The 22814-nt window shown below is 64.8% G+C and carries 12 protein-coding genes; 5 read left to right on the top strand and 7 right to left on the bottom strand.

Annotated features, from left to right (window positions below; translation table 11 throughout):
• Window positions 1–138: 138 nt before the first annotated feature.
• The 4 genes from QWL29_RS07430 to QWL29_RS07415 form a co-directional block, all read right to left on the bottom strand.
• Window positions 139–2259, bottom strand: coding sequence for a M3 family metallopeptidase (locus QWL29_RS07430; RefSeq protein WP_305822254.1), 2121 nt, complete (start codon window positions 2257–2259; stop codon window positions 139–141).
• Between the two features lie 186 nt (window positions 2260–2445).
• Window positions 2446–4578 carry a M3 family metallopeptidase gene (locus tag QWL29_RS07425; protein ID WP_305822253.1) on the bottom strand — a complete coding sequence of 711 codons (2133 nt, stop codon included), beginning with the start codon at window positions 4576–4578 and terminating at the stop codon, window positions 2446–2448.
• A 363-nt stretch (window positions 4579–4941) separates the two neighbouring features.
• The gene (locus QWL29_RS07420) at window positions 4942–5145 is read right to left on the bottom strand and encodes a SlyX family protein (protein WP_305822252.1); all 204 of its coding nucleotides are present in this window, start codon (window positions 5143–5145) and stop codon (window positions 4942–4944) included.
• 119 nt (window positions 5146–5264) lie between these two features.
• On the bottom strand, window positions 5265–7346 hold the full coding sequence (locus QWL29_RS07415; protein WP_305822251.1) for a UvrD-helicase domain-containing protein: 2082 nt from the start codon (window positions 7344–7346) through the stop codon (window positions 5265–5267).
• Between the two features lie 257 nt (window positions 7347–7603).
• On the opposite strand from QWL29_RS07415, the gene QWL29_RS07410 reads away from it, so the two are divergent.
• Together QWL29_RS07410 and QWL29_RS07405 are read left to right on the top strand one after the other, a co-directional pair.
• Window positions 7604–8089 carry an SRPBCC family protein gene (locus QWL29_RS07410; protein WP_305822250.1) on the top strand — a complete coding sequence of 162 codons (486 nt, stop codon included), beginning with the start codon at window positions 7604–7606 and terminating at the stop codon, window positions 8087–8089.
• A gap of 180 nt (window positions 8090–8269) precedes the next feature.
• Window positions 8270–8809 carry an REP-associated tyrosine transposase gene (locus QWL29_RS07405; protein ID WP_305822249.1) on the top strand — a complete coding sequence of 180 codons (540 nt, stop codon included), beginning with the start codon at window positions 8270–8272 and terminating at the stop codon, window positions 8807–8809.
• Window positions 8810–8930: 121 nt separating this feature from the next.
• Here QWL29_RS07405 and QWL29_RS07400 read toward each other — a convergent pair whose 3' ends face one another.
• From QWL29_RS07400 to hemE, 3 genes are all read right to left on the bottom strand, one after another.
• Window positions 8931–10370: a dihydrolipoyl dehydrogenase gene (locus QWL29_RS07400; protein WP_305822248.1), complete on the bottom strand. Its 1440-nt coding sequence runs from the start codon at window positions 10368–10370 to the stop codon at window positions 8931–8933.
• Between the two features lie 68 nt (window positions 10371–10438).
• Window positions 10439–12445 carry a primosomal protein N' gene (locus QWL29_RS07395; protein WP_305822247.1) on the bottom strand — a complete coding sequence of 669 codons (2007 nt, stop codon included), beginning with the start codon at window positions 12443–12445 and terminating at the stop codon, window positions 10439–10441.
• Between the two features lie 582 nt (window positions 12446–13027).
• The gene (gene hemE / locus QWL29_RS07390) at window positions 13028–14110 is read right to left on the bottom strand and encodes a uroporphyrinogen decarboxylase (protein WP_305822246.1); all 1083 of its coding nucleotides are present in this window, start codon (window positions 14108–14110) and stop codon (window positions 13028–13030) included.
• A gap of 254 nt (window positions 14111–14364) precedes the next feature.
• Between hemE and QWL29_RS07385 the strand changes: the two genes are divergently transcribed.
• The 3 genes from QWL29_RS07385 to QWL29_RS07375 all read left to right on the top strand — a co-directional run bounded on the left by QWL29_RS07385 (window position 14365) and on the right by QWL29_RS07375 (window position 22543).
• On the top strand, window positions 14365–16302 hold the full coding sequence (locus QWL29_RS07385) for a S9 family peptidase (protein WP_305822245.1): 1938 nt from the start codon (window positions 14365–14367) through the stop codon (window positions 16300–16302).
• Complete coding sequence (locus tag QWL29_RS07380) at window positions 16299–20438, top strand: DEAD/DEAH box helicase (RefSeq protein WP_305822244.1); 4140 nt, start codon at window positions 16299–16301, stop codon at window positions 20436–20438. Before QWL29_RS07385 ends, QWL29_RS07380 begins: the two co-directional genes overlap by 4 nt.
• 191 nt (window positions 20439–20629) lie before the next feature.
• Entirely contained in the window at window positions 20630–22543 is a 1914-nt protein-coding gene (locus tag QWL29_RS07375; protein ID WP_305822243.1) for a DUF885 domain-containing protein, read from the top strand.
• Window positions 22544–22814 lie beyond the last annotated feature (271 nt).

Here is a 22814-nt window from a genome sequence, read left to right as displayed (position 1 = left end):
GCGGTGGGGTGTGCGTGCGCACGAAAAAAAACGGTGGGCTCGAGAGCCCACCCTACATTGTCGCCGTAGGGTGGGCACTTGTGCCCACGCGGTGATCGCTACGGTGCGGTCAATCGCAACCGCACCGCTATCGATACATTACTCCCCCGTCAACCCACGACGCTCCAGCAACGGCTGCACCTGCGCATCGCGCCCGCTGAAATTGCGGTACATCTGCATCGCGTCCAGCGTGCCGCCGCGCGACAGCAGGGTCTTGCGGAAGTGGTCGCCGTTCTTGCGGGTCAGGCCGCCGTGTTCCTTGAACCAGTTGACGGTATCCGCGTCCAGCTTCTCGGCCCACAGGTAGCCATAATAGCCGGCCGAGTAACCACCCGAGAAGGTGTGCGAGAAGTAGGTCGTGCGGTAGCGCGGCGGCACCGGGGCGAAGTCGACGCCGGCCTTCTTCAGCGCTTCAGCCTCGAAGGCCAGCACGTCGGTCGGGATCTGCGACGGGGTCAGCTGGTGCCAGGCCTGGTCCAGCAGCGACGCGGCCAGGTACTCGGTGGTGCGGTAGCCCTCGTTGAACTGTTGCGAAGCCTGCACCTTGTCGAGCAGTTCCTTCGGCATCGGCGCACCGGTCTGATAGTGCCTGGCGTAATTGGAGAGAACCTCCGGATACGCCATCCACATCTCGTTCACCTGCGACGGGAACTCGACGTAGTCACGCGGCACGCGCGACAGGCGCGGGTATTTCACTTCCGAGAACATGCTGTGCAGCGCATGGCCGAACTCGTGGAAGGTGGTGCGCACTTCGTCGTAAGTCAGCAGGGTCGGTTCGCCGGCGGCCGGCTTGGCGATGTTCAGGTTGTTCGCGATGACCGGCTTCGTGCCCAGCAGCTTGGATTGGCCGACGTGGGCATTCGCCCAGGCGCCGCCGCGCTTGTTGGCGCGCGCGTACGGGTCGAAGGTGAAGATCGCCAGTTGCGAGCCGTCGGCGTCGAACACGTCGAAGGTGCGCACGTCTTCCACGTAGGTCGGCAGGTCCTTGCGTTCCTTGAAGGTCAGGCCGAACTCTTTATTAGCGGCGAAGAACACGCCATCCTGCAGCACGCGGTTCAGCTCGAAGTAAGGACGCAGCTGCGAAGCGTCGAAAGCGTAGCGCTGCTGGCGCACCTTGTCGCTGTAGAAGTTCCAGTCGTGGGCGGCGACCTTGAAGCCACCTTTTTCGGCGTCGATCACCTTCTGGATTTCCGCTGCTTCCTTCTTGGCGTTGTTCACCGCCGGCTTGGCGAATTCGGCCAGCAGGCTGTTGACGGCGCCGGTGGTCTTCGCGGTCTGGTCTTCCAGGTTGTAGGCGGCGAAGTTCGGGTAGCCCAGCAGCACGGCGCGTTCGGCGCGCAGCTTGGCAATCTTCAGCACCACGTCGCGGTTGTCGAACTCGCCGCCGTGCGAACCGCGGGCCAGCGATGCGGCCAGCAGCTTCTCGCGGGTGGCGCGGTTGGTCAGCACCGACAAACCAGCCTGCTGGGTGGTGTTCACGACCGGGATCACGAACTTGCCGTCCAGGCCGCGCTTTTTACCTTCGGCGGCGGCGGCGTCGATCTGCTTGTCGGTCATGCCGGACAGCTCTTCGCGGGTGTTCACGACCAGGGCCGAGGCGTTGGCTTCCTTCAGCACGTTCTGGGCGAACTGGGTCGACAGCGCGGCCAGCTCGGCGTTCATCGCCTTCAGCTTCTGCTTGTTCGCATCCGACAGTTGGGCGCCGGCGCGCACGAAGTCGGTATGGTAGCGCTCGAGCAGGTATTTCGACTCGGCGTCCAGGTTCAGCTTGTCGCGCTTGTCGTACAGTGCCTTGATGCGCGCGTACAGCTTCGGATTCAGGCGGATCGCGTCGCTGTGGGCAGCCTGTTTCGGCGCCAGTTCCTTGGCCAGGGCTTGCAGGGTGTCGTTGGTGTACGAACCTTGCAGGGTGCCGAAGGCCGAACCCACGCGGTCGAGCAGGCGGCCCGAACGCTCCATCGCGACGATGGTGTTGTCAAAGGTTGGCGCCGCCTTGTTGTTGGCGATCGCTTCCATCTCGGCCGCTTCCTGGCGCATGCCTTCGGCGAATGCCGGGGCGAAGTGCTCGTTCTTGATCTTGTCGAAGGGCGGGTACTGGTATTGCAGGGTGCTGAACTTGGCGAACGGGTTCGAGGCTTCCAGCATCGAGGCCGGTTGGGCATAGGCCAGGTTGGCAGCGGCGACGCTGGCGGCGATCAGCAGGAGTTGGGGACGGGTCATGGGGTCTCTGTTTCTATTGTGGTGCGGTGAAAATGGGGGGTGCGTAAAGGCGTCGTTCCGCGTGGGCACGGGGCGCCCACCCTACGTTAGATACGGCAACGATCATTGCTAATGTAGGGTGGGCGCTCCCGCGCCCACGCGTGACGGATGATCATTGTTGGCGGTGTTGACAACCACCGCCACCGATCACTGCGTCAAACCACGACGCTCCAGCAGCGGCTCGATGATCGGATCACGCCCGCGGAAATTGCGGAACAAATCCATCGCATCGGCCGTGCCGCCGCGCGACAGCAGGGTCTTGCGGAAGTGGTCGCCGTTCTTGCGCGACAGGCCGCCGTTCTCGGTGAACCACTGCACCGTGTCCGCGTCGAGCTTTTCGCTCCACAGGTAGGCGTAGTAGCCGGCCGAGTAGCCGCCGTTCATCGAGTGCGAGAAGTAGGTCGTGCGGTAGCGCGGCGGCACCGGGGCGAAGTCGACGCCCGCATCCTTCAATGCCTGGGCTTCGAACGCCAGCACGTCGGTCGGCACCTGGGCCGGGGTCAGCTGGTGCCAGCGCTGGTCGAGCAGCGACGCCGACAGGTACTCGGTGGTCACGAAGCCCATGTTGAACTTCTTCGAGGCGACGACTTTGTCCAGCAGGTCCTTCGGCATCGGCGCGCCGGTCTTGTGGTGCTTCGCGTAGTTGGCCAGCACTTCCGGCCAGGTGGCCCACATCTCGTTCACCTGCGACGGGTACTCGACGAAGTCGCGCGGCACGCTGGTGCCCGAGAAGTGCGGGTACTTCACGTCCGAGAACATGCCGTGCAGCGCGTGGCCGAACTCGTGGAAGGCGGTGCGCACTTCGTCGTAGGTGAGCAGGGTCGGCTCGCCGGCGGCCGGCTTCGGAATGTTCAGGTGGTTGCCGACCACCGGATGGCGGTCCAGCAGGTGCGACTGCGACACGTACTCGTTCATCCATGCGCCGCCCTGCTTGTTGGCGCGCGCGTACGGGTCGAAGATGAAGATCGCCAGCTGCTTGCCGTTGGCGTCGATCACGTCGAAGGTGCGCACGTCCGGGTCGTAGACCGGCAGGTCCTTGCGTTCCTTGAAGGTGATGCCGAATTCCTTGGTGGCGGCGAAGAAGACGCCGTTCACCAGCACGTTGTTCAGTTCAAAGTAAGGGCGCAGCTGGCTTTCGTCGAAGTTGTACTGGGCCGAGCGTACCTTGTCGGTGTAGAAGGCCCAGTCGTGGGCGGCGACCTGGAAGCCGCCCTTTTCGGCATCCACGATCTTCTGCATCGCGGCCGCTTCTTTCTTCGCATTGTTCACGGCCGGCTTGGCCAGTTCGGCCAGCAGTTTGTTCACGGCGGCCGGATTCTTCGCGGTTTCCAGTTCCTGCGAATAGGCGGCGTAGTTCGGGTAGCCGAGCAGCACGGCGCGTTCGGCGCGCAGCCTGGCCAATTTGAGCACCAGGTCGCGGCTGTCGAATTCGCCGCCGCGGCTGCCGCGGTTCATCGACGCCGCCTGCAGGCGCTCGCGCACCGCACGGTTGGTCAGGCTGGAGAGCGGCGGCTGGATCGTGGTGTTGACGATGGCGATGACGTACTTGCCCTCCATGCCGCGCTTCTTGGCTTCAGCGGCGGCGGCGGTGATTTCGGCGTCCGACAGGCCGGCCAGTTCTTCGCGGGTGTTGACCACCAGCGCCGAGGCATTCGCTTCCTTCAGCACGCGCTGCGAGAACTCCGATTGCAGCGAGGCGATCTGGCCGTTGTAGGCTTTCAGCTTTTCCTTGTCGGCGCTGGAGAGCTTGGCGCCGGCGCGCACGAATTCCTTGTAGTAGCGTTCCAGCAGATGCTTGGCTTCGGCGTCCAGGCCGAGCTGGTCGCGCTTGGCGTGCAGGGTCTCGACGCGCTTGAACAGGCTGGCGTTCAGGTAGATGGCGTCGCCATGGGCGGCCAGCTTCGGCGACATCTCGCTGTCGACGGCGTTCAGGCGGTCGTTCGTGTTGGCGGTCTGCAGGTTCGAGAAGGTGGCGGACACGCGCGACAGCATCTGGCCCGAGCGCTCCATCGCGACGATGGTGTTCTCGAACGTGGGCGCCGCCTTGTTGTTGGCGATGCTGGCCACTTCGCGCAGCTGCTCGCGCATGCCGGCTTCAAAGGCGGGCGCGAAGTGCTCGTCCTTGATCTTGTCGAAGGCCGGGTAGTTGAACGGCAGGGTGCTGGGCTTGGCGAAGGGATTCGATGCATCCAGGACTGTGCCGGAACCGGCGGGAGCGGCGAAAGCGGTGCCGGCGAATGCCAGGCTGGCCGCGATGATGAGCATGGTTGGGCGTTTCATTGTCTCTCTCACGAATTCGACTCGGGCTGCCCGCGGGATCGCCGCCGACAGGTGCGCCGGAGATCATAGCAGGCTTTATTGCCGTATCGTCACAGTGAAACAAACTGCTAACAAACCTGTACAGACGGGTGTACAGACGTGTAAGGACAGGCAAAAATGTGGGTGAGGAGCGGCGGCCGGGGGTAGGGTGGGCTCTCGAGCCCACGCGGTACGGCGCTTGCACGCCACGCGCCCGAGAACAAGCCATGTTGCCGAGATGTGCGGTATTAAATGGCCGTGCGGTACATTGCCGTACGACCGCGTGGGCTCGAGAGCCCACCCTACGAACTAGCGCGGCCTGGCCCACCCTGCGGCCGCAGGCAATCAATAATGCGGCGGACGCTCGTTGACCGGGTTCTGGCCGGCTTCCTGCAAATTGCGGATGTGATCGGCCAGCTTGGCGATCATGGCTTCGAGCTGGTCGATCTTGCGCGCCTGTTGATAGACGGTCTGGTTCAGCGTGTCGACCAGGTCTTCCTGCAGCGCCAGCTTGATTTCGATGTCGACAAAACGGTCTTCTTGGTCCACGGCGGGTCCTGTATTCAGCAATTTAAAGAGCGGCATTATGCCGGGTATCGTCTACCGTACGGTGGGCACCCCGTGCCCACCGTACGGGTTACGCCCACGGGCGATTCGAACAGCCGGCACTACGCCGGCGTGCCCGGCGCGTCCGGCTTCGGCGTCGCCAGCAAGGCCTTCAAACTCGCCAGGCGGTCCTTCGGGCTGATGATCTCGCTTTCCTTCGGCGGCGCATCGCCTTCGTCCAGCGCCATCTCCTTGATGAAGCGCGACGGGTCGCAGTGCACCAGCTCGCCCGCGCGCTTGCGCTTCTTGCACCAGGTAACGTGCAGCGTGCGCTGGGCGCGCGTGATCCCCACGTACATCAGGCGCCGCTCTTCCTGGATGCGCGCGGCGATCTTCTCGATCGGGTCGTCCGGGTCGCCCTTGTGCGGCAGGATGCCCTCTTCCACGCCGACCAGGAACACGTGCGGATACTCCAGCCCTTTCGAGGCGTGCAGGGTCGACATGCGCACCGCGTCCGGCGTTTCGTCCTGGCCCTCGAGCATGGACATCAGCGCCACCATCTGCGTCAGCTCGAGCAGGTTCTTTTCCTCGCCATCGCGCTCGCGCCCGCCGCGGCCCCGTTCCTTGAGCCAGTTGGTGAACTCCATCACGTTCTGCCACTTGCTCTGCGCCGCACGGTCGTCGAAGCTTTCGTACAGGTAGTGCTCGTAGTTCATCTCCTTCATCATGTCGTCGAGCACCTCGGCGGCATGGTCGCCGCTGCCCGAGGGGCCAGGGCGGGTGGCGCGGTCTTCCAGGTCGTCGATGAAGCGGCAGAAGTCGCGCAGCGGGTGCAGCTGGCGGTCTTGCAGGCGCGCCTCGATGCCGCCCTTGCTGGCCGCCTCGAACAGCGAGCAGTTCCACTGCTTCGACACTTCGCCCAGCACTTCCAGCGTCGCCATGCCGACCCCGCGCTTGGGCGTGGTCACCGCGCGGATGAAGGCCGGGTCGTCGTCCTGGTTCGCGATCAGGCGCAGGTAGGCGATGATGTCCTTGATCTCGGCCTTATCGAAGAAGCTCTGGCCACCGGACATGGTGTACGGGATGCGCTCCTTGCGCAGCGCCTGCTCCATCACGCGCGCCTGGTGATTCCCGCGGTACAAAATCGCGTAATCCGACCACTTGTTCTTGCGCTGGAAGTGGTCGGACGAAATCATGATCGTCACCTGGTCCGCTTCCTGCTCGTCGTTCTGCATGCCCAGCACCTTGATCGGCTCGCCCAGGCCGTGCTCGGACCAGAGCGACTTCTCGAAGATCTTCGGGTTGTTGCCGATGACGGCGTTCGCCGCCTGCAGGATGCGCGTGGTGGAACGGTAATTCTGTTCGAGTTTAATCACGCGCAGGTCGGGGAAGTCGACCTGCAGCGTCTTCAGGTTTTCCACCGAGGCGCCGCGCCAGGCGTAGATCGCCTGGTCGTCGTCGCCCACGGCGGTGAACATCGGCTTCTTGCCAATGCCCGTCACCAGCAGTTTCACCAGCTCGTACTGGCAGGTATTCGTGTCCTGGTACTCGTCCATCAGCAGGTAGCGCAGGCGGCGCTGCCAGCGGTCGCGGATCGGGTCGTTGTTGCGGAACAGCTCCACCGGCAGGCGGATCAGATCGTCGAAGTCGACCGCCTGGTAGGCCTGCAGCGTGGCCACGTAGCTGCGGTAGACACGCCCGGCCTGGGCTTCGTCCTCGTCTTTCGCCCCCTTGATGGCGTCTTCCGGGTCGACCAGGCCGTTCTTCCACAGCGAAATCGCGTTCTGGATGCGGCGGATTTCCTGCTTGTCGGTGGTGAGCCCGAGGTCGGAGACGATGGTGTAGCAATCGTCGCTGTCCATGATGGAAAACTTGTCCTTCAGGCCGACGCCGGCCGCTTCCTGGCGCAGGATTTTCACGCCCAGCGAGTGGAAGGTGGAGACGGTCAGCTGCTTGGCCTGCTTCGGCTGCTTGAGCAGCTTGGCAATCCGCTCCTGCATTTCGAGCGCGGCCTTGTTGGTGAAGGTCAGCGCCGCGATCGTGCGCGGATCGTAGCCGCAATGCTCGATCATGTAGGCGATCTTCTGGGTGATCACCCGCGTCTTGCCCGAGCCGGCGCCGGCCAGCACCAGGCAGGGGCCGTCGAGATAGAGCACCGCTTCGCTTTGCGGCCCGTTCAGGCCGAACTGTGGTGCATTGGACATGGAAATAATTTGCGGGGGAACAGCCGGGTATTGTAGCGAAGCCGGCGCGGCTGTGCGCGCTGATGCTGCTTTCCGACACCTTCGCCGGTGGTCTCTGGTCGATCCGCCAATCTTGCTGTGTGGATTTGCAACGCCGCTGCTCCGCGCCGGCTGCGCAGGTTGAATTCCGGCGCATCGGCGGCATATGGTCTGCTTCCAGTGCGATCGGTTACCATCGCCCTCTTTGCGCCCCGCGCCTGCCTTCGAGTCCGAGACCCATGAAATTTGAACACCTGATCGAAATTAACGACCTGCTCAATCCGCTGAGCGACACGATCACCCGCGAACAACTGTGGCGTGGCCTGGTGATTCGCGCCGAGTCGCCGAAACTGTTCGTGCCGCACCTGGACGAATGCGAGATCGGCGAGCGCGAGAGCGGCAGCTTCAAGCGCCGCCTGCGCTACGGCGACCTGGTGGTGCACGACACCGTGGTGCTGACCCCATTGCAGGAAGTGCGCTACGAGGTGCCGGCCCAGGGCGAGATCCAGGCCTCGACGCTGACCATGCGCATCGAAACGCCCGCCGAAGCGCGCCTGTACGTGCGCTTCTCCTACGACGACGGCACCGGCGAGCACACCGATCCGGCCAACAAGATGTATGACGATTTCAAGAAATCGGCTTACCAGGAAGCGGACATCGACACGGTACGCATCCTGCGCCAGCTGGCGGCCGAGGGCAAGCTGGATGCGAGTTATTTGAACTGAGATGATGTCGCCGCAAGACGGCGGCACATCCCGTACGGTGGGCACTCCGTGCCCACGCGGAACGTCGCGTTGCGTTAGCATCTGTGGTGGTCGATACCTCTGCATATCGCTGACGCGTCTCAATGATCAATCGAGACGCGTCTCGTGCGATGGTGAGCGTGCCCTACAATCCGCGCCACCATGTCCCGCTACCGCCGCGCCCGTGATGGCCAAACCTACTTCTTCACACTGGTGTCGTATTGGCGCCGGCCGATTCTCTGCACGGTACCCATCCGCAACGCACTACGCTCGGCCCTGATCGAGGTCCGCCAGCGCCGTCCCTTTGATATCGATGCTTGGGTGCTGATGCCGGATCATTTGCACACCATCTGGACCTTGCCGGCGGATGATGCCGATTATTCGACCCGCTGGGCGCTAATCAAGCGGCTCGTTTCGCGCTCCTGCGCAGATCAATTCGGGAATGGACGGCAACCATCGGTGTCACGCATCAAGCATCGCGATGCGAGCATCTGGCATCGGCGTTTTCATGAGCACAAGATTCGCGATGAATCGGATTTTGAAAAGCACATGGATTATTTGCATTTCAATCCGGTAAAGCATGGGCATGCCGGGAACGTGGCGGCGTGGCCGTTTTCGACGTTTCATCGGTATGTGCGGGAAGGCGTGTATCCGGTGGATTGGGGTGGGACCGTGCATGCGTCCCGGGTTGAATGGGATTAGTTCCTGTACGTGGCCGGGGTTGGGGCCGCGGAGCGGAATGTTGCGGCAGCGGGTCAACAGGATGGGCACGTAACCGCGTGGGCACGGAGTGCCCACCGTACGGTTCATGCCGCCGACATTGCTACGTCCCTGGCTCCGAATCCGCCGGGTCGGTGTGATTCACTCCCTTCGCCAGGTTGGCGGCCAGGTCGCGCAGCGCGGTACGCACGCCCTCCTCGATCACCGGATGGTAGAAGGGCATCTCCAGCATCTGCGGCACGGTCAGGCGCGCCTGCACGGCCCAGGCCAGCAGGTGGCTGATGTTCTCGCCGCGCGGCGCGATCATCTCGGCGCCGAGGAAGCGGCAGGTGCCGTATTCGGCATATACGCGCAGCATCCCCTTGTTCTGCAACATGACCCGGCTGCGGCCCTGGTTCTCGAACGACACCTGGCCAATGGCGAACTTCGGCCGGCCGCCTTCGCATAGCGCCTTGTAGCTCTTGCCGCAGGTGGCGATGTTCGGTTCCGTGAAGGCGATCGCCAGTGGCGTGCGGCGCAGGCCGGGGCGGATGTCGGGGAAGCGGCCCGCGTTCTCGCCGGCGATCTTGCCGTGGTCGGCCGCTTCAGCCAGCAGTGGCAGCTCGTTGTTGGCGTCGCCGGCGATGAAGATGTGGCTGTTCCCGCATTGCATGGTGCGGCTGTCGAACACGGGGATGCCGTTCGCCTGCAATTCCAGCCCGGTGGTCTCCAGGCCCATGCCGTGCACGTTCGGCGTGCGACCGGCAGCCATCAGCACATACTGGAAGCGTTCACTGGTTTCCTTGCCGAGCGCGTCGCGCGTGGTGAGCAGGACTTCATCGCCCAGCTGCTCTGCGCGCACGACTTCGGTCTGGAAGCGCAGGTCGAGTTCCTGCGCCAGGGTGCGCGTGGCCGAGCGCAGCACTTCCGGGTCGCTGAGGTGGGCGACGCTGCCGCCACGCGCAAACAGGCTGACCCGCACGCCAAGGCGCGTCAGGGCCTGGCCCAGTTCCAGGCCGATCACGCCGGTGCCGATCACGGCCACCGAGCCTGGCAGATCGTCCCAGTAAAACACATCGTCGCTGGTGACGATGCCGGGGCCGACCTGCTTCAGTTGCGGCAGCACGGTCGGCGTCGAGCCGGTGGCGATCACAAACGTCTTGGCCTCGATCTCGGTATGCTCGTCGACCTGCAAGGTGTGCGGGCCGGTGAAGCGTGCCCGCCCCTGGAGTTTGTCGGCCGCCGGAAAACCCTCGACGCTTTCGAGCACGAAGCCGACGAAGCGGTCGCGCTCGCGGCGCACGCGTTCCATCACGGCGCGCCCGTCGATGCGCTTGCCCTCGGGGTGCACGCCGAAGCCCGGCGCCAGGTCCAGCATGTGCGATGCATCGGCGGCGGCGATCAGGAGTTTGCTCGGCATGCAGCCGACGCGCGCGCAGGTGGTGCCGTAAGGGCCGCTTTCGATGGCGACCACGCGCGCCCCTTCGGCACGGGCGGCGCGGTAGGCCGACATGCCGGCGGTGCCGGTGCCGATGATGGCCACGTCCAAATTCATTTTGTTCATTATTGTCCTCGTCGTTCTGGCCCCGTGAGCTTACGCTTTTTTTGCGGGACGGGCAGCGAGCCTGGCCCTCAGATATCGAGCGGATCGACCTCGAGCGACCAGCGCACGCGCGACTTCAGCGCCCGCAGCAAACCCACCCACTCCTTCAAAAAGGCCTGCAACGCCGGACGCGAACTCGACTCGACCAGCAACTGGGCGCGGTCGACGTTGTACACGCGGGTCATGGTCATCGGGATCGGATCGTTCAGCGTGATCGCGTCGCTCGGCAGGATGTCGCGCGCTTCTTCGAGGAAGGCGATCGCGGTGGCCAGTTCCGGCGCCTCGGCGCGCAGCAGCGCCTGGTACATATAGGGCGGCAGCGCAGCCTGGCGGCGTTCTTCCAGCAGGCTGCCGGCATAGCGGTCGTAGTCGTGCTTCACCACCGCCGCGTACAGCGGATGCTGGGCATAGCGGGTCTGGATCAGCACTTCCGAGGCCAGCCCGGCGCGTCCGGCCCGGCCCGCCACCTGCATCAGCTGGGCGAACAGGCGTTCGCTGGCGCGGTAGTCCTGCGAGAACAGCGCCGTGTCCGGGTTCAGGATGCCGACCAGGGTCAGCTTCTTGAAATCGTGGCCCTTGGCGACCATCTGGGTGCCGATCAGGATGTCCACCTCGCCGCGGTGCACGGTGTCGAAGGCTTCCTGGGCGCTGCCCTTCTTGCGCGTGGAATCGGCATCGATGCGCAGGATGCGCGCTTCCGGGAACATCGCCGCCAGCCCTTCCTCGAAACGTTGGGTGCCGCGTCCCAAAGGCTGCAAATCGACGTTGCCGCAGGTCGGGCAGTGGCGCGGGATGCGCAGCTCCAGGCTGCAGTGGTGGCAGCGCAGGCGGTGCTCGGGCTTGTGCAGCACCATGAACGAGGTGCAGCGCGTGCAGTTGCTGATCCAGCCGCAGGATTCGCAGGTAATCACCGGCGCATAGCCGCGCCGGTTGAGGAACAGCAGCGACTGTTCGCCGCGTTCCAGCCTTTTGCGCAGCGCAGCCAGCAGGCCGGAAGTCAGGCCTTCCTTCGGCTTGTCGCGTTCCATGTCGAGCAGGCGCACGGTGGGCAGCACGGCGTCGCGCACGGCGCGTTCGCGCAGTTCGAGCTTGCGGTAGCGGCCCGTCTGCGCGTGGTGCCAGCTTTCCAGCGAGGGCGTGGCCGAACCCAGCACGATGGGAATGCGCAGCTGGTGCGCGCGCCACACGGCCAGGTCGCGCGCCGAATAGCGCAGGCCTTCCTGCTGCTTGTACGAGGGGTCGTGCTCTTCGTCGATGACGATCAGTTTCAGGTGCGGCAGCGAGGCCAGGATCGCCAGCCGCGTGCCCAGCACGATGCGCGCCTGGCCGCCATGCGCAGCCAGCCAGTGCAGCATGCGCTCGCCTTCCGACAAACTGCTGTGCAGGGTGGCCAGGGCCAGGCCCGGGAAGCGCGCGCGGATGTTCCCTTCGAGTTGCGGCGTCAGGTTGATCTCCGGGACCAGGATCAGGATCTGCGCCTGCGGGTCGCGCGCCAGCACCTGGGCGCAGGCCTGCAAATACACCTCGGTCTTGCCGCTGCCGGTGACGCCGTACAGCAGCAGCGGCTTGAAGCCGATCGCGCCGCCGATGGCATCGGCCGCTTCGCGCTGCTGCGGGTTCAGGGGCGGCATGCCGGATGGCGTGGCATCGGTCGCGGCATCGAGCTTGGCCAGCTTTTTCAATGCGCGCTCGAGCGACACGGTTTTCGGGATGCGCAGGTTCTTCGGCAGGCCCGGCAAGGCCACCTCGCCCAGCGGACGCTGGTAGTAATCGGCCGCGAAACCGGCCAGCGCCAGCCACTCTTTCGACAACGGCGCGAGCTGGCTGCGCACCGCCAGCGCATCCTTCAGCTTCTCGGGCGGGACATCGGTCTCGTGCTTGATTGCGACGATCAATCCCATCACTTCGCGCCGCCCGAAGCTCACCAGCGCCAGCTGGCCGACCAGCGGCAAGGCGCCTTCCTCGTGCGGCCAGCCGTAGTCGAACACGCTGTTCAGCGGCGTGTCGAGTGCGATTTCTAGGATGCAATGCGGCAAATTTATCCTCGGGGGTACAGGCTGTGGAAAACTTTGTGGAGAAAGGAAGGCTTGACCGGTGGAGAAGTTTACGTTAAGTCAAACGATTCGTGGATGCGCGGAAATACAAGAAAAATAAGGCCTGCATATTCAACTACTTACGTTAGCCAAAGTAGTCCACAGAAACTTGATTCCCGCTTTGCAATGATTGTGTATAACCTTGATTTCCGTGCTAAGGCATGCAACAAAGTAATGAAGATTTAAACAATAATCTACGAAGCTTTGTCTAAGTATCGGTAAACACGGGATTTTTTATGGCCGAGCTAAACGCGCTGTTGATAACTTTGTGAACAAGGGAGTGAAAAGCATTGATTTCGCTGGGAAAACTCGCTTTCGCACTAGCAAGCCAATAAATTAAACGCAGAAAAACTCTTTATATTCAATAGCTTGCCGCATACGATCCAGCTAGCCAATTGTCCACAGCCACTAGACTTGCATTTTTGAAACTTGTGAACAAGTGTGATTTTGCTGCGCCGCCGCGTGGAATTCCTGAGCCAAAGGGGCTCAAGGACGGACGAACACACAATCCACCCGGCGCCTGGGTCAGCCCGCGCGCTGGCGGCGGCTGAAGCTGTGCACAGCTTCCACCATGGCGCTCACCGATTCCGGCGGCGTGAACTGCGAAATGCCGTGGCCAAGGTTGAACACGTGGCCCGAGCCGGCCGACGGCGCACCGTAGGCGGTGAGCGAGCGTTCGACTTCGGCGCGGATCTGATCCGGCGCGGCAAACAAAATCGCCGGATCGAGGTTGCCCTGCAGGGCCACGCGGTCGCCGACCAGGGCGCGTGCGCGGCCCAGGTTCACGGTCCAGTCCAGGCCCAGCGCGTCGGCGCCGATGCCGGCCATTTCATCGAGCCAGATGCCGCCGCCCTTGGTGAAGACGATGGCCGGAATGCGCACGCCATCCTTTTCGCGCTGCAGCTGGCCCAGCACCTGGCGCATGTAGTTCAGCGAGAATTCCTGGTAGGCGCCGTCGGCCAGCGCACCGCCCCAGGAATCGAAGATCATCACGGCCTGGGCGCCGGCATCGATCTGGGCGTTCAGGTACTGCGCGACGGCGGTGGCGTTGATTTCCAGGATGCGGTGCATCAGGTCCGGACGCGCGTACAGCATCTTTTTGATGGTATGGAATTCGCGCGAGCCCTGGCCTTCGACCATGTAGCAAGCCAGCGTCCACGGGCTGCCCGAGAAGCCGATCAGCGGCACGCGGCCATCGAGCGCCAGGCGGATCGAGGTGACGGCCTTGAACACGTAGTCGAGCGATTCCATGTCGGGCACGCGCAGGGCCAGCACATCGGCTTCGGTGCGCAGCGGGCGCTCGAACTTCGGGCCTTCGCCATCGGCGAAGTACAGGCCCAGGCCCATGGCGTCGGGCACGGTGAGGATGTCCGAGAACAGGATCGAGGCGTCCAGCGGATAGCGGTCGATCGGCTGCAGCGTGACTTCAGTGGCGTAGTCCGGGTTCTTTGCCAGACCCAGGAACGATCCGGCGCGCGCGCGGGTGGCGCGGTATTCCGGCAAGTAGCGCCCCGCCTGGCGCATCAGCCAGACAGGCGTGTACTCGGTCGGCTGGCGCAGCAGCGCGCGCAGGAAGGTATCGTTCTTGAGCGGGGCAAATTGTGGCATGGCTGACAATAAAAGCGTCGGGAAGAGGGTTATTATCGCATTCTTGCGGGGGTCTTGGCATCCGGCTGGGTGGGGATTGGTAGGGCTTGCCGGGTTGGTAGGGTGGGCCGGGCCGCGCAGGCTCTCGAGCCCACGCGGTACGCCGCTCGGCGAGTCGAAACACCATCGCGAGTTTGCACATGTCGAATCCGCGTGGGCACAAGTGCCCACCCTACTCCTATAATGCTGTTCTCATTCAAACCGAGACCATCGCCATGACCGACTCGACCCGCCCACAGGCCGCGCCCTGCGGCACCTGGACTTCCCCGATCAGCGCCGCCGTGGTGGCCGCCGGCGCCATGCCGCTGTCCCAGCTCGCGCTCGACGGCCAGGACGTGCTGTGGCTGGCCGGCCGTGCCAGCGAAGCCGGCCGCACCACCCTGCTGCGCCAGCGTGCCGGCCAAGCCGCCGAGCTGACCCCGGCCCCGTTCAACGTACGCACCCGCGTGCACGAATACGGCGGCGGCGCCTATGCGGTCGACAAGGGCACGGTCTGGTTCTCGCACCACGCCGACAACAAGCTGTACCGCGTGGAAGATGGTGGCGAACCGGTGCTGATGACGAAGGAAGAAGCCGTGCGCTATGCCGACTTCGTGCCGGACCGCGCGCGCAATCGCCTGGTCGCCGTGCGCGAAGACCACCTGGCCGGCGAAGCCTACCCGGTGAACACGGTCTGCGCGGTCGGCTTCGACGGCAGTGAAACCATCCTCGTCGACGGCAACGATTTCTACGCGGCGCCACGCCTGTCCCCCGATGGCAAGCAGCTGGCCTGGCTGTGCTGGGACCACCCGCGCATGCCCTGGCAGGGCACCGAGCTGTGGGTGGCCGACGTCGGGGACGACGGCAAGCTGGTCGACGGCCGCCTGGTGGCGGGCGGCATGGATGAATCGATCTGCCAGCCCGAATGGTCGCCGGAAGGCCTGCTGCACTTCGTGTCCGACCGCAGCGGCTGGTGGAATCTGTACCGCTTCGAGCATGGCGTGGTGCACGCACTGTGCCCGCGCGAAGCGGAGTTCGGCGGCCCGCACTGGAGCTTCGGCGGTTCGATGTACGGCTTCCGTTCGGAAAACGAGATCGTTTGCACCTATATCGAGGACGGCGTCAGCCGCCTGGCCAGCCTGTCCACGCGCGGCTGCACGCTCACGACTATCGACACGCCCTACCAGGAAATCCGCGAACTGCGCGTGACGCCGCAAGCAGTCGCCGTGCTGGCCGGCTCGCCGACCATCGCCCTGGAACTGGCCCTGATCGACCCGGCCACCGGCGCGCGCGAGGTACTGGCGCGCTCGATCGACGCCCTGCCCGACACCGGCTACCTGTCCGTCCCGCGCAGCATTCGCTATCCGAGCGCGAATGGCCGCAGCGCCTATGCCTTCCACTACGCGCCCACCAACAAGGACTACGCGCCACTGGACGGCGAACAGCCGCCGCTGATCGTGATCGGCCACGGCGGCCCGACCGGCATGGCCACCAGCACCCTCAAGTTGGCCACCCAGTTCTGGACCAGCCGCGGCTTCGCCGTGCTCGACGTGAACTACGGCGGCAGCAGCGGCTTCGGGCGCAGCTACCGCGATCTGCTGAAAGGCCAGTGGGGCGTGATCGACGTCGAGGATTGCGTGGCCGGCGCGCGCTACCTGGCCGAACAAGGCCTGGCTGACCCAGAACGCCTGCTGATCCGCGGCAGCAGCGCCGGCGGCCTGACGACCTTGTCGGCCCTGGCCTTTCACGACGTCTTCAAGGCCGGCGCCAGCTACTACGGCGTGTCCGACCTGGCCGGCCTGGATGCCGACTCGCACAAGTTCGAGTCGCACTACAACGAATACCTGATCGCGCCGAAAGCGCAGGCCGACGCCGTGTATCGCCAGCGCTCGCCGATCCACAACACCGCGTCGCTCAAGCGCCCGATGATCTTCTTCCAGGGCCTGGACGACAAGGTGGTGCCGCCGCAGCAGTCTGAATCGATGGTCGAAGCGCTGCGCGCCAGCCGCGTACCGGTGGCCTACATCACGCTCGAAGGCGAAGGCCACGGCTTCCGCAAGGCCGACAGCGTGGTGAAAACGCTGGAAGCGGAACTGGTGTTCTACCTGCGCGTGTTCGGCATGCCGGTCCCAGGCGGGCTGCCCCAGGTCGAGATCGAGAACCTGGCTGCATGACATCGAACGACCCACGCCAGGCCATCCCCGGAATCGCCGACGAATTCAAACGCCCTCTCGGCCTGCTCGCGCTGGCGGGTGAGCCGATGGGCCGAAAGCGCATCTTCGACTGCCTGAAGCTGCTTTACAAAGGCAACGGCTTTACCGAGAGCGCCTCGAACGCCGACCTGACCGCCCTGCGCGAGCATGGCTTCATCCAGGAAGTCACGGGCCGCGGCTTCATCATCGCGCCCGAGGCCTCCTGGCCGGCCCTGAAGGCGGTGCTCGACAACGGCGAACTCCAGGAACTGGCGGCGTGCTACATGCACGACATGCCGATCCGGATGGACTGGCAGGGCCGGCCGGTGCTGCGCAGTTACCGCCAGGGTGTGGCGCTGCTGCGCCTGGCCCTCATCACCGGCAAGGACCAGGCGTATATCGCGCCGGCGCTGGCGGCCTGCCTGGCCTGCCACGAAGCCGCCTACTCGCCACCCTACGTCGACATTTGCGCACGGCCTTTCGAACCGGAGCTGCTCGACCACATCCACCCGCATGTGCGCGAAGGCGTGCTGGCGGTGCTGATCCACCACGCCCAGCGCGAGCCGGAGGTGGCGGCGGACATCCGCGCCTACACCGAGCGCCAGGTGGCGCGGGGCGGCGCCTCGATGGACCTGCGCGTGGCGCTGGCCGAGCACCTGATCCTGTGCGGCCGCCTGGACGACGCCGGCGCGCTGCTGACGGAGCTGGACGATTCCACCGCCCTGTTCTACCGCAGCGTCATCCTGCTGCTGCGCGACGGGCCCGACGAAGCCCTGACGGGCTTCGACGCCGCCCTGAAGCTGCTGCGCCGCGAAACCGGCAGGCGCAAGGCGGTCTTCCCCGGCATCGGCGGCTATTTGTACGTGACCGCCATGCTGCGCCGCGACGACGCCAAGCTGCATAAAGCCCTCGACAGTTACCTCGACAGCGCCACACGCGCCGTGCAAAGCTTTGATACCGCCGTCTACCAGCAACTGAGCATGCTGCGCCAGATCCGCGGCGGCACGGTCGACGCCAACGTGCTGCCGTCGCGGAACTGGGAAACCGCGCTGCAGCCGGTACTGTTCCGCGCGCTCATGCACTGGTGGCTGGGCATGCCGCAGCTCTCTGGCCGCAGCGAGCTACTGGAAGAAACCCTGGCGCTGTCGGAAGCGGCCGGCTTCGACCTCATCTCCGCCCAGCTGGCCGGCGTGCTCGGGCAGATGGGCAGCATCGCGCACGAGGCGCGCGCCATCGCCCTGCGCCGGCAGCACCGCCTCACCGACATGACGCTCTGGTTCGAGCGCGAGCAGGCCTGGGAGCGCCAGCTGAACGCGCTGATCAATTTGCAGCCGGCCGTGAATGTCGAGGTGGTGAAGGAATCGCGCCTGGTCTGGCTGCTGCGCTACGACGCCCAGTACGGCGTGCAGGAAGTCGAGCCGCGCGAACAGAAGCGCGATGCGCAAGGCGCCTGGAGCCGCGGCCGCCCGATGGGCCTGAAGCGCCTGCTCGAAGAAGCCGCCGCGCTCGACTTCGTCAGTGCTCAAGACCTGCAGGTGGTGGCCAGCATCGGCGCCCAGCGCCAGCAATACGGCAGCAACCTGCGCTACGAATTCGACCTCGACAAGGCGGTGGCCGCACTGATCGGCCACCCGCTGCTGTTCTGGATGGAGACGCCGGGCACGCGCGTGGAGCTGCTGCCGGGCGAACCCGAGCTGCTCGTAAAGGCCGACCGCGACAACGTGACCATTTCCCTGCGCCCGCCGCTGCACCGCGACACCGGCGACGTGGTCGTCACGCGCGAATCGCCGACGCGCCTGCGCGTGGTGCGCGTGCGCGAGGAACACCGCCGCATCGGCGCCATCGTTGGCGAAGCGCTGGTGGTGCCGCTGGAGGCCGAAGTGCGCGTACTGCAGGCGATCGGCGCGATTTCCTCGATCGTCACGGTGCAGTCGGACATCGGCGCCAGCTCGGCGGACATCGAACGCATCGCCGCCGACCCGCGCCTGCATGTGCACCTGCTGCCGTATGGCCAGGGCCTGCGCATCCGCATCCTGGTGCGCCCGCTGGCCGACACTGGCGCCTATTACGCACCGGGCAGCGGCGCCGAGCGCGTGATCGCCGACGTGAATGGCGTGCGCACCGAAGCCAAACGCGACCTGAACGCCGAGCGCGAAAGCCAGCGCCAGCTGCTGGCGGATTGCCGCGCGCTTGAAGGCGCCGAAGAAGAACACGGCGAATGGCTGCTCGGCCAGCCTTTCGCCAGCCTGGAACTGGTGAGCGAGCTGCAGGAGCTCGATGCGGCGCGCGTAGTCATCGCCTGGCCCGAAGGCGAGCCTTTCCGCGTCAGTAAAAAAATATCGTCCAAATCCGTGCGCCTGAACATCAAGCGCGACAAGGACTGGTTTGCGGCGAATGGCGAAGTGGTGGTCGACGAAAACCGGGTAATGGACCTGGTGTCGCTGCTGGAAAAGATGCGCGGCAGCGAAGGCCGTTTCATCGCCCTGGGCGACAACCAGTTCCTGGCGCTGACCAACGAGCTGCACCGCAGGCTGACCGACCTCGCCGCCTATACGGATGCGAACGGCGACGCGCTGCGCGTGCATCCGCTGGCCAGCTTCGCACTGGAAGAACTGGCGATGGATGCAGGCGGTGTCGACGCCGACACCGCCTGGCGCAAGCACCTCAAGAAGATGGCGGACAACGCCGTCTACGAACCGCAGCTGCCGTCCACCCTGCAGGCCGAGCTGCGCGACTACCAGCGCGAAGGTTTCGAGTGGCTGGCGCGCCTCGCGCACTGGGGCGTAGGCGCCTGCCTGGCCGACGACATGGGCCTCGGCAAAACCCTGCAGGCGCTGGCGCTGATCCTGCTGCGCGCGCCGAACGGCCCGACCCTGGTGGTGGCGCCGACCTCGGTCTGCACCAACTGGATCGCCGAAGCGGCGCGCTTTGCGCCGACGCTGAACATCAAGCTCTTTGGTCCTGGCGAGCGCGCCGGGATGATCGAGAACGCCGGCGCCTTTGACGTGATCGTCGCCAGCTACGGCCTGCTGCAGCTGGAAGCGCCGCTGTTCACCAAAAAGCAGTGGCACACCATCGTGCTCGACGAAGCGCAGGCCTTCAAGAACGCGGCCACGCGCCGCTCGCAGGCGGTGATGGCCCTGCGTGGCGACTTCCGCATGATCGCCACCGGCACGCCGCTGGAAAACCACCTGGGCGAACTCTGGAACCTGTTCAGGTTCATCAACCCGGGGCTGCTGGGGACTGCCGACCAGTTCCAGCTGCGCTTTGCCGGCCCCATCGAAAAGGCCCAGGACAAGCGCGCCGAAGCGGGCGCGCGCACGCGCCTGCGGCGCCTGACGCAACCCTTCATCCTGCGCCGCACCAAGAGCCAGGTGCTGACCGAACTGCCGCCGCGCACCGAGATCGTGATCCCGGTCGAATTGACGGCTGAAGAAACCGCGTTCTACGAATCGCTGCGGCGCGAAGCGCTGGACAAGCTGTCTGCACTCGAAGCACCGGAAAGCCAGAAGTCGATTGCGATCCTGGCCGAGATGATGCGGCTGCGCCGTGCGGTCTGCAACCCGGAACTGGTGGCGCCGGGGCTCGGCATCCCGAGCAGCAAGCTGACTACCTTTGCGCACCTGATCGACGACCTGCTGGAAAACCGCCACAAGGTGCTGGTGTTCAGCCAGTTCGTCGACCACCTGACGCTGATCCGCAAGCTGCTCGACGAACGCGGCATCGCCTACCAGTACCTGGACGGCTCGACGCCGATGCAGGAGCGGAAGAAACGCGTCGACGCCTTCCAGGCCGGTGAGGGAGATCTCTTCCTCATCAGCCTGAAGGCGGGCGGCGTCGGCATCAACCTGACGGCGGCCGACTACGTGATCCACATGGACCCGTGGTGGAACCCGGCGGTGGAAGACCAGGCCTCGGACCGCGCGCACCGCATGGGCCAGCTGCGGCCGGTGACCATCTACCGCCTGGTGGCGCGCCACACCATCGAGGAAGGCATCGTCGAACTGCACGGCCACAAGCGCGACCTGGCCGACAGCCTGCTCGAAGGCGGCGACATGGCGGCGCGCATGTCGCCGGGCGACATGCTGGCGATGCTGCAGCAGGGGCTGGCGCGCTGAGCGCATCCATGTGATGATTGCCCCTTTTGCAAGCGCAGCCGCATGCGAAAGATGACCGGCGCAGGCTGGCGCAAAACGTGACGTAATGTTTCAACCGCCCGCAAGCAGCCTGAATGGTGCTACGCTGGCGCGCTGGCCTGCGTTCTCGTTGCGTCCAGCGCCCCGATTCATACTCCACAGGGCCGATTACGATGATGAAAACGAAACTCGCGCTGGCAGTCATGCTTGCCAGCCTCGCGCTGGCGCCCGCCAGCGCCAAGCAGACCAAGAGCGCCAAGCCGAAGGCGACGAAAGTAGTCAAATCCAAAGCGTCTTCCAAGGCCAAGGCGCCCGCCGCCAAGGGCAAGTCGAAGGGCAAGGCTGTCGCAGCCGCAACCGCAGCAGCGGCAACCGCGACCACTGCCGTGGCAGCCAAGTCGGGCGGTTCCGAAAAACGCCTCGACCGCCGCGCCGATTCGTACGGCATGCAGTACCTGACCGCGCTCTGGCGTGTCGATCCCGAAGGCGGCATCTCGGTCGGCAAGTTCGACGCCGCCGCGAATCTCACCATTCCCGACGACGCCACGCGCGCGAAAAAACTCGCGTTCGCCACCGAATGGCTGGAAAAATTCCGCAAGCTGGACCAGCGCCAGATGTCGCCGCGCCAGCGCACCGACGTCGCCCTCCTGGTCAACAAGCTCGAGACCGACCGCTGGCGTTTGACCACGCTGCGCGAGTTCGAATGGAACCCGTCGCTGTACAACGTGGCCCAGCCGCTCGACCTGATCCTGAACACCGACTACGCCGCCAAGCCGCAGCGCCTGCGCACCCTCCTCAAGCGCCTGGCCGACGTGCCCGCCTACTACCAGGCGGCGCAGGCGACGATCAAGAACCCGACGCGCGAACACACGCAGTTGGCGATCGCCCAGGCGCCGGGTACGATGGCGGTGCTGGCCGACCTCGGCCAGGCGGCCCAGGAATCGATCCTGAATGCCCAGGAAAAGGCGATCTTCGCGCAGCGCATCGCAAATGCTGGCAGCGCGGTGCTGGGCTACGTGGATTACCTGGAAAAGATGGACAAGACCCTGGCCCAAAGCGGACAGGCGCGTCCGTTCAGGCTGGGCAAGGCGCTGTACGAACAGAAGTTCGCGCTCGAGATCCAGTCGGCCAGCAGCGCCGAACAGACCTTCCGCAAGGCCCTGCGCACGCGCGAGGAACTGTTGGCGCGCATGGATACGATCTCGGACGAACTCTGGCCGCGCTACATGGCCGGCGTGAGCAAGCCAAACGCCCGCTTCAAGAAGATCGGCCTGCTGATCGACAAGCTGTCTTCCCGCCACGTCGCGCGCGAAAACTTCCTGCCCGAGATCCGGCGCCAGATTCCGGAACTGCAGGACTGGGTGATCAAGCACGATTTGCTCACGCTCGACCCGAACAAGCCGCTGGAAGTGCGCGAAACGCCGATGTACCAGCGCGGCGTGGCCGGCGCCAGCATCGACGCGCCAGGCCCTTACCGTCCGAAGGACCGCACCTACTACAACGTGACCCCGCTCGATGGTCTGTCGGCGGAACAGGCCGAGAGCAGCCTGCGCGAGTACAACGAGTGGATCTTGCAGATCCTGAACATCCACGAAGCCATCCCCGGCCACTATGCCCAGCTGGTGCATGCGAACCGTTCGCCTTCGCTGGTCAAATCCCTGTTCGGGAACGGCGCCATGGTCGAAGGCTGGGCCGTATACGGCGAGCGCATGATGCTCGAATCCGGCTACGGCGGCAACGCGCCCGAGATGTGGCTGATGTACTCGAAGTGGAACCTGCGCAGCGTGACCAACACCATCCTCGACTACTCGGTGCATGTGCTCGGCATGCGCCAGGAAGCGGCGCTGGACCTGCTGGTGAACCAGGCCTTCCAGACGCGCCAGGAAGCGACCGAGAAGTGGCGCCGCGTGCAGCTGTCGTCGGTGCAGCTGACCAGCTACTACAGCGGCTACAGCGAGATCATGGAACTGCGCGAACAGCGCAAGCAGGCCCTTGGCGACCGTTTCAACCAGAAGCAGTTCCACGACCAGTTCCTCAGCTATGGCAATGCGCCAGTGAAGATGATCGGCGAGTTGATGCGTGACTGAGCACTCACCTTCGTGCAGTGAAGACCGGGGCCATGCGCCCCGGTTTTTTATTTTCCTGTGCAAAACCGCACAAACAGGGTGCTTGCGCGCCGCTTGCACCGGCTTCTGCTCGGCCTAGAATGCGTTGGCGACTGCGGGTTTGCAACTTCGCATCGCCACCACAATCAAAACAGCGGAGACAGCCATGCATATCCTTCCCACGCCAACCTCCTAGCGCTGCCCGCGCGGCTGCCTGATTGATCCGTGTTTTCCCGATTCCGGTTGCCGGGTG

It is taken from the genome of Massilia brevitalea, assembly GCF_030711405.1.
GTDB lineage: Bacteria > Pseudomonadota > Gammaproteobacteria > Burkholderiales > Burkholderiaceae_D > Telluria > Telluria brevitalea.
This window is presented reverse-complemented; position numbering and strand designations above follow the sequence as displayed.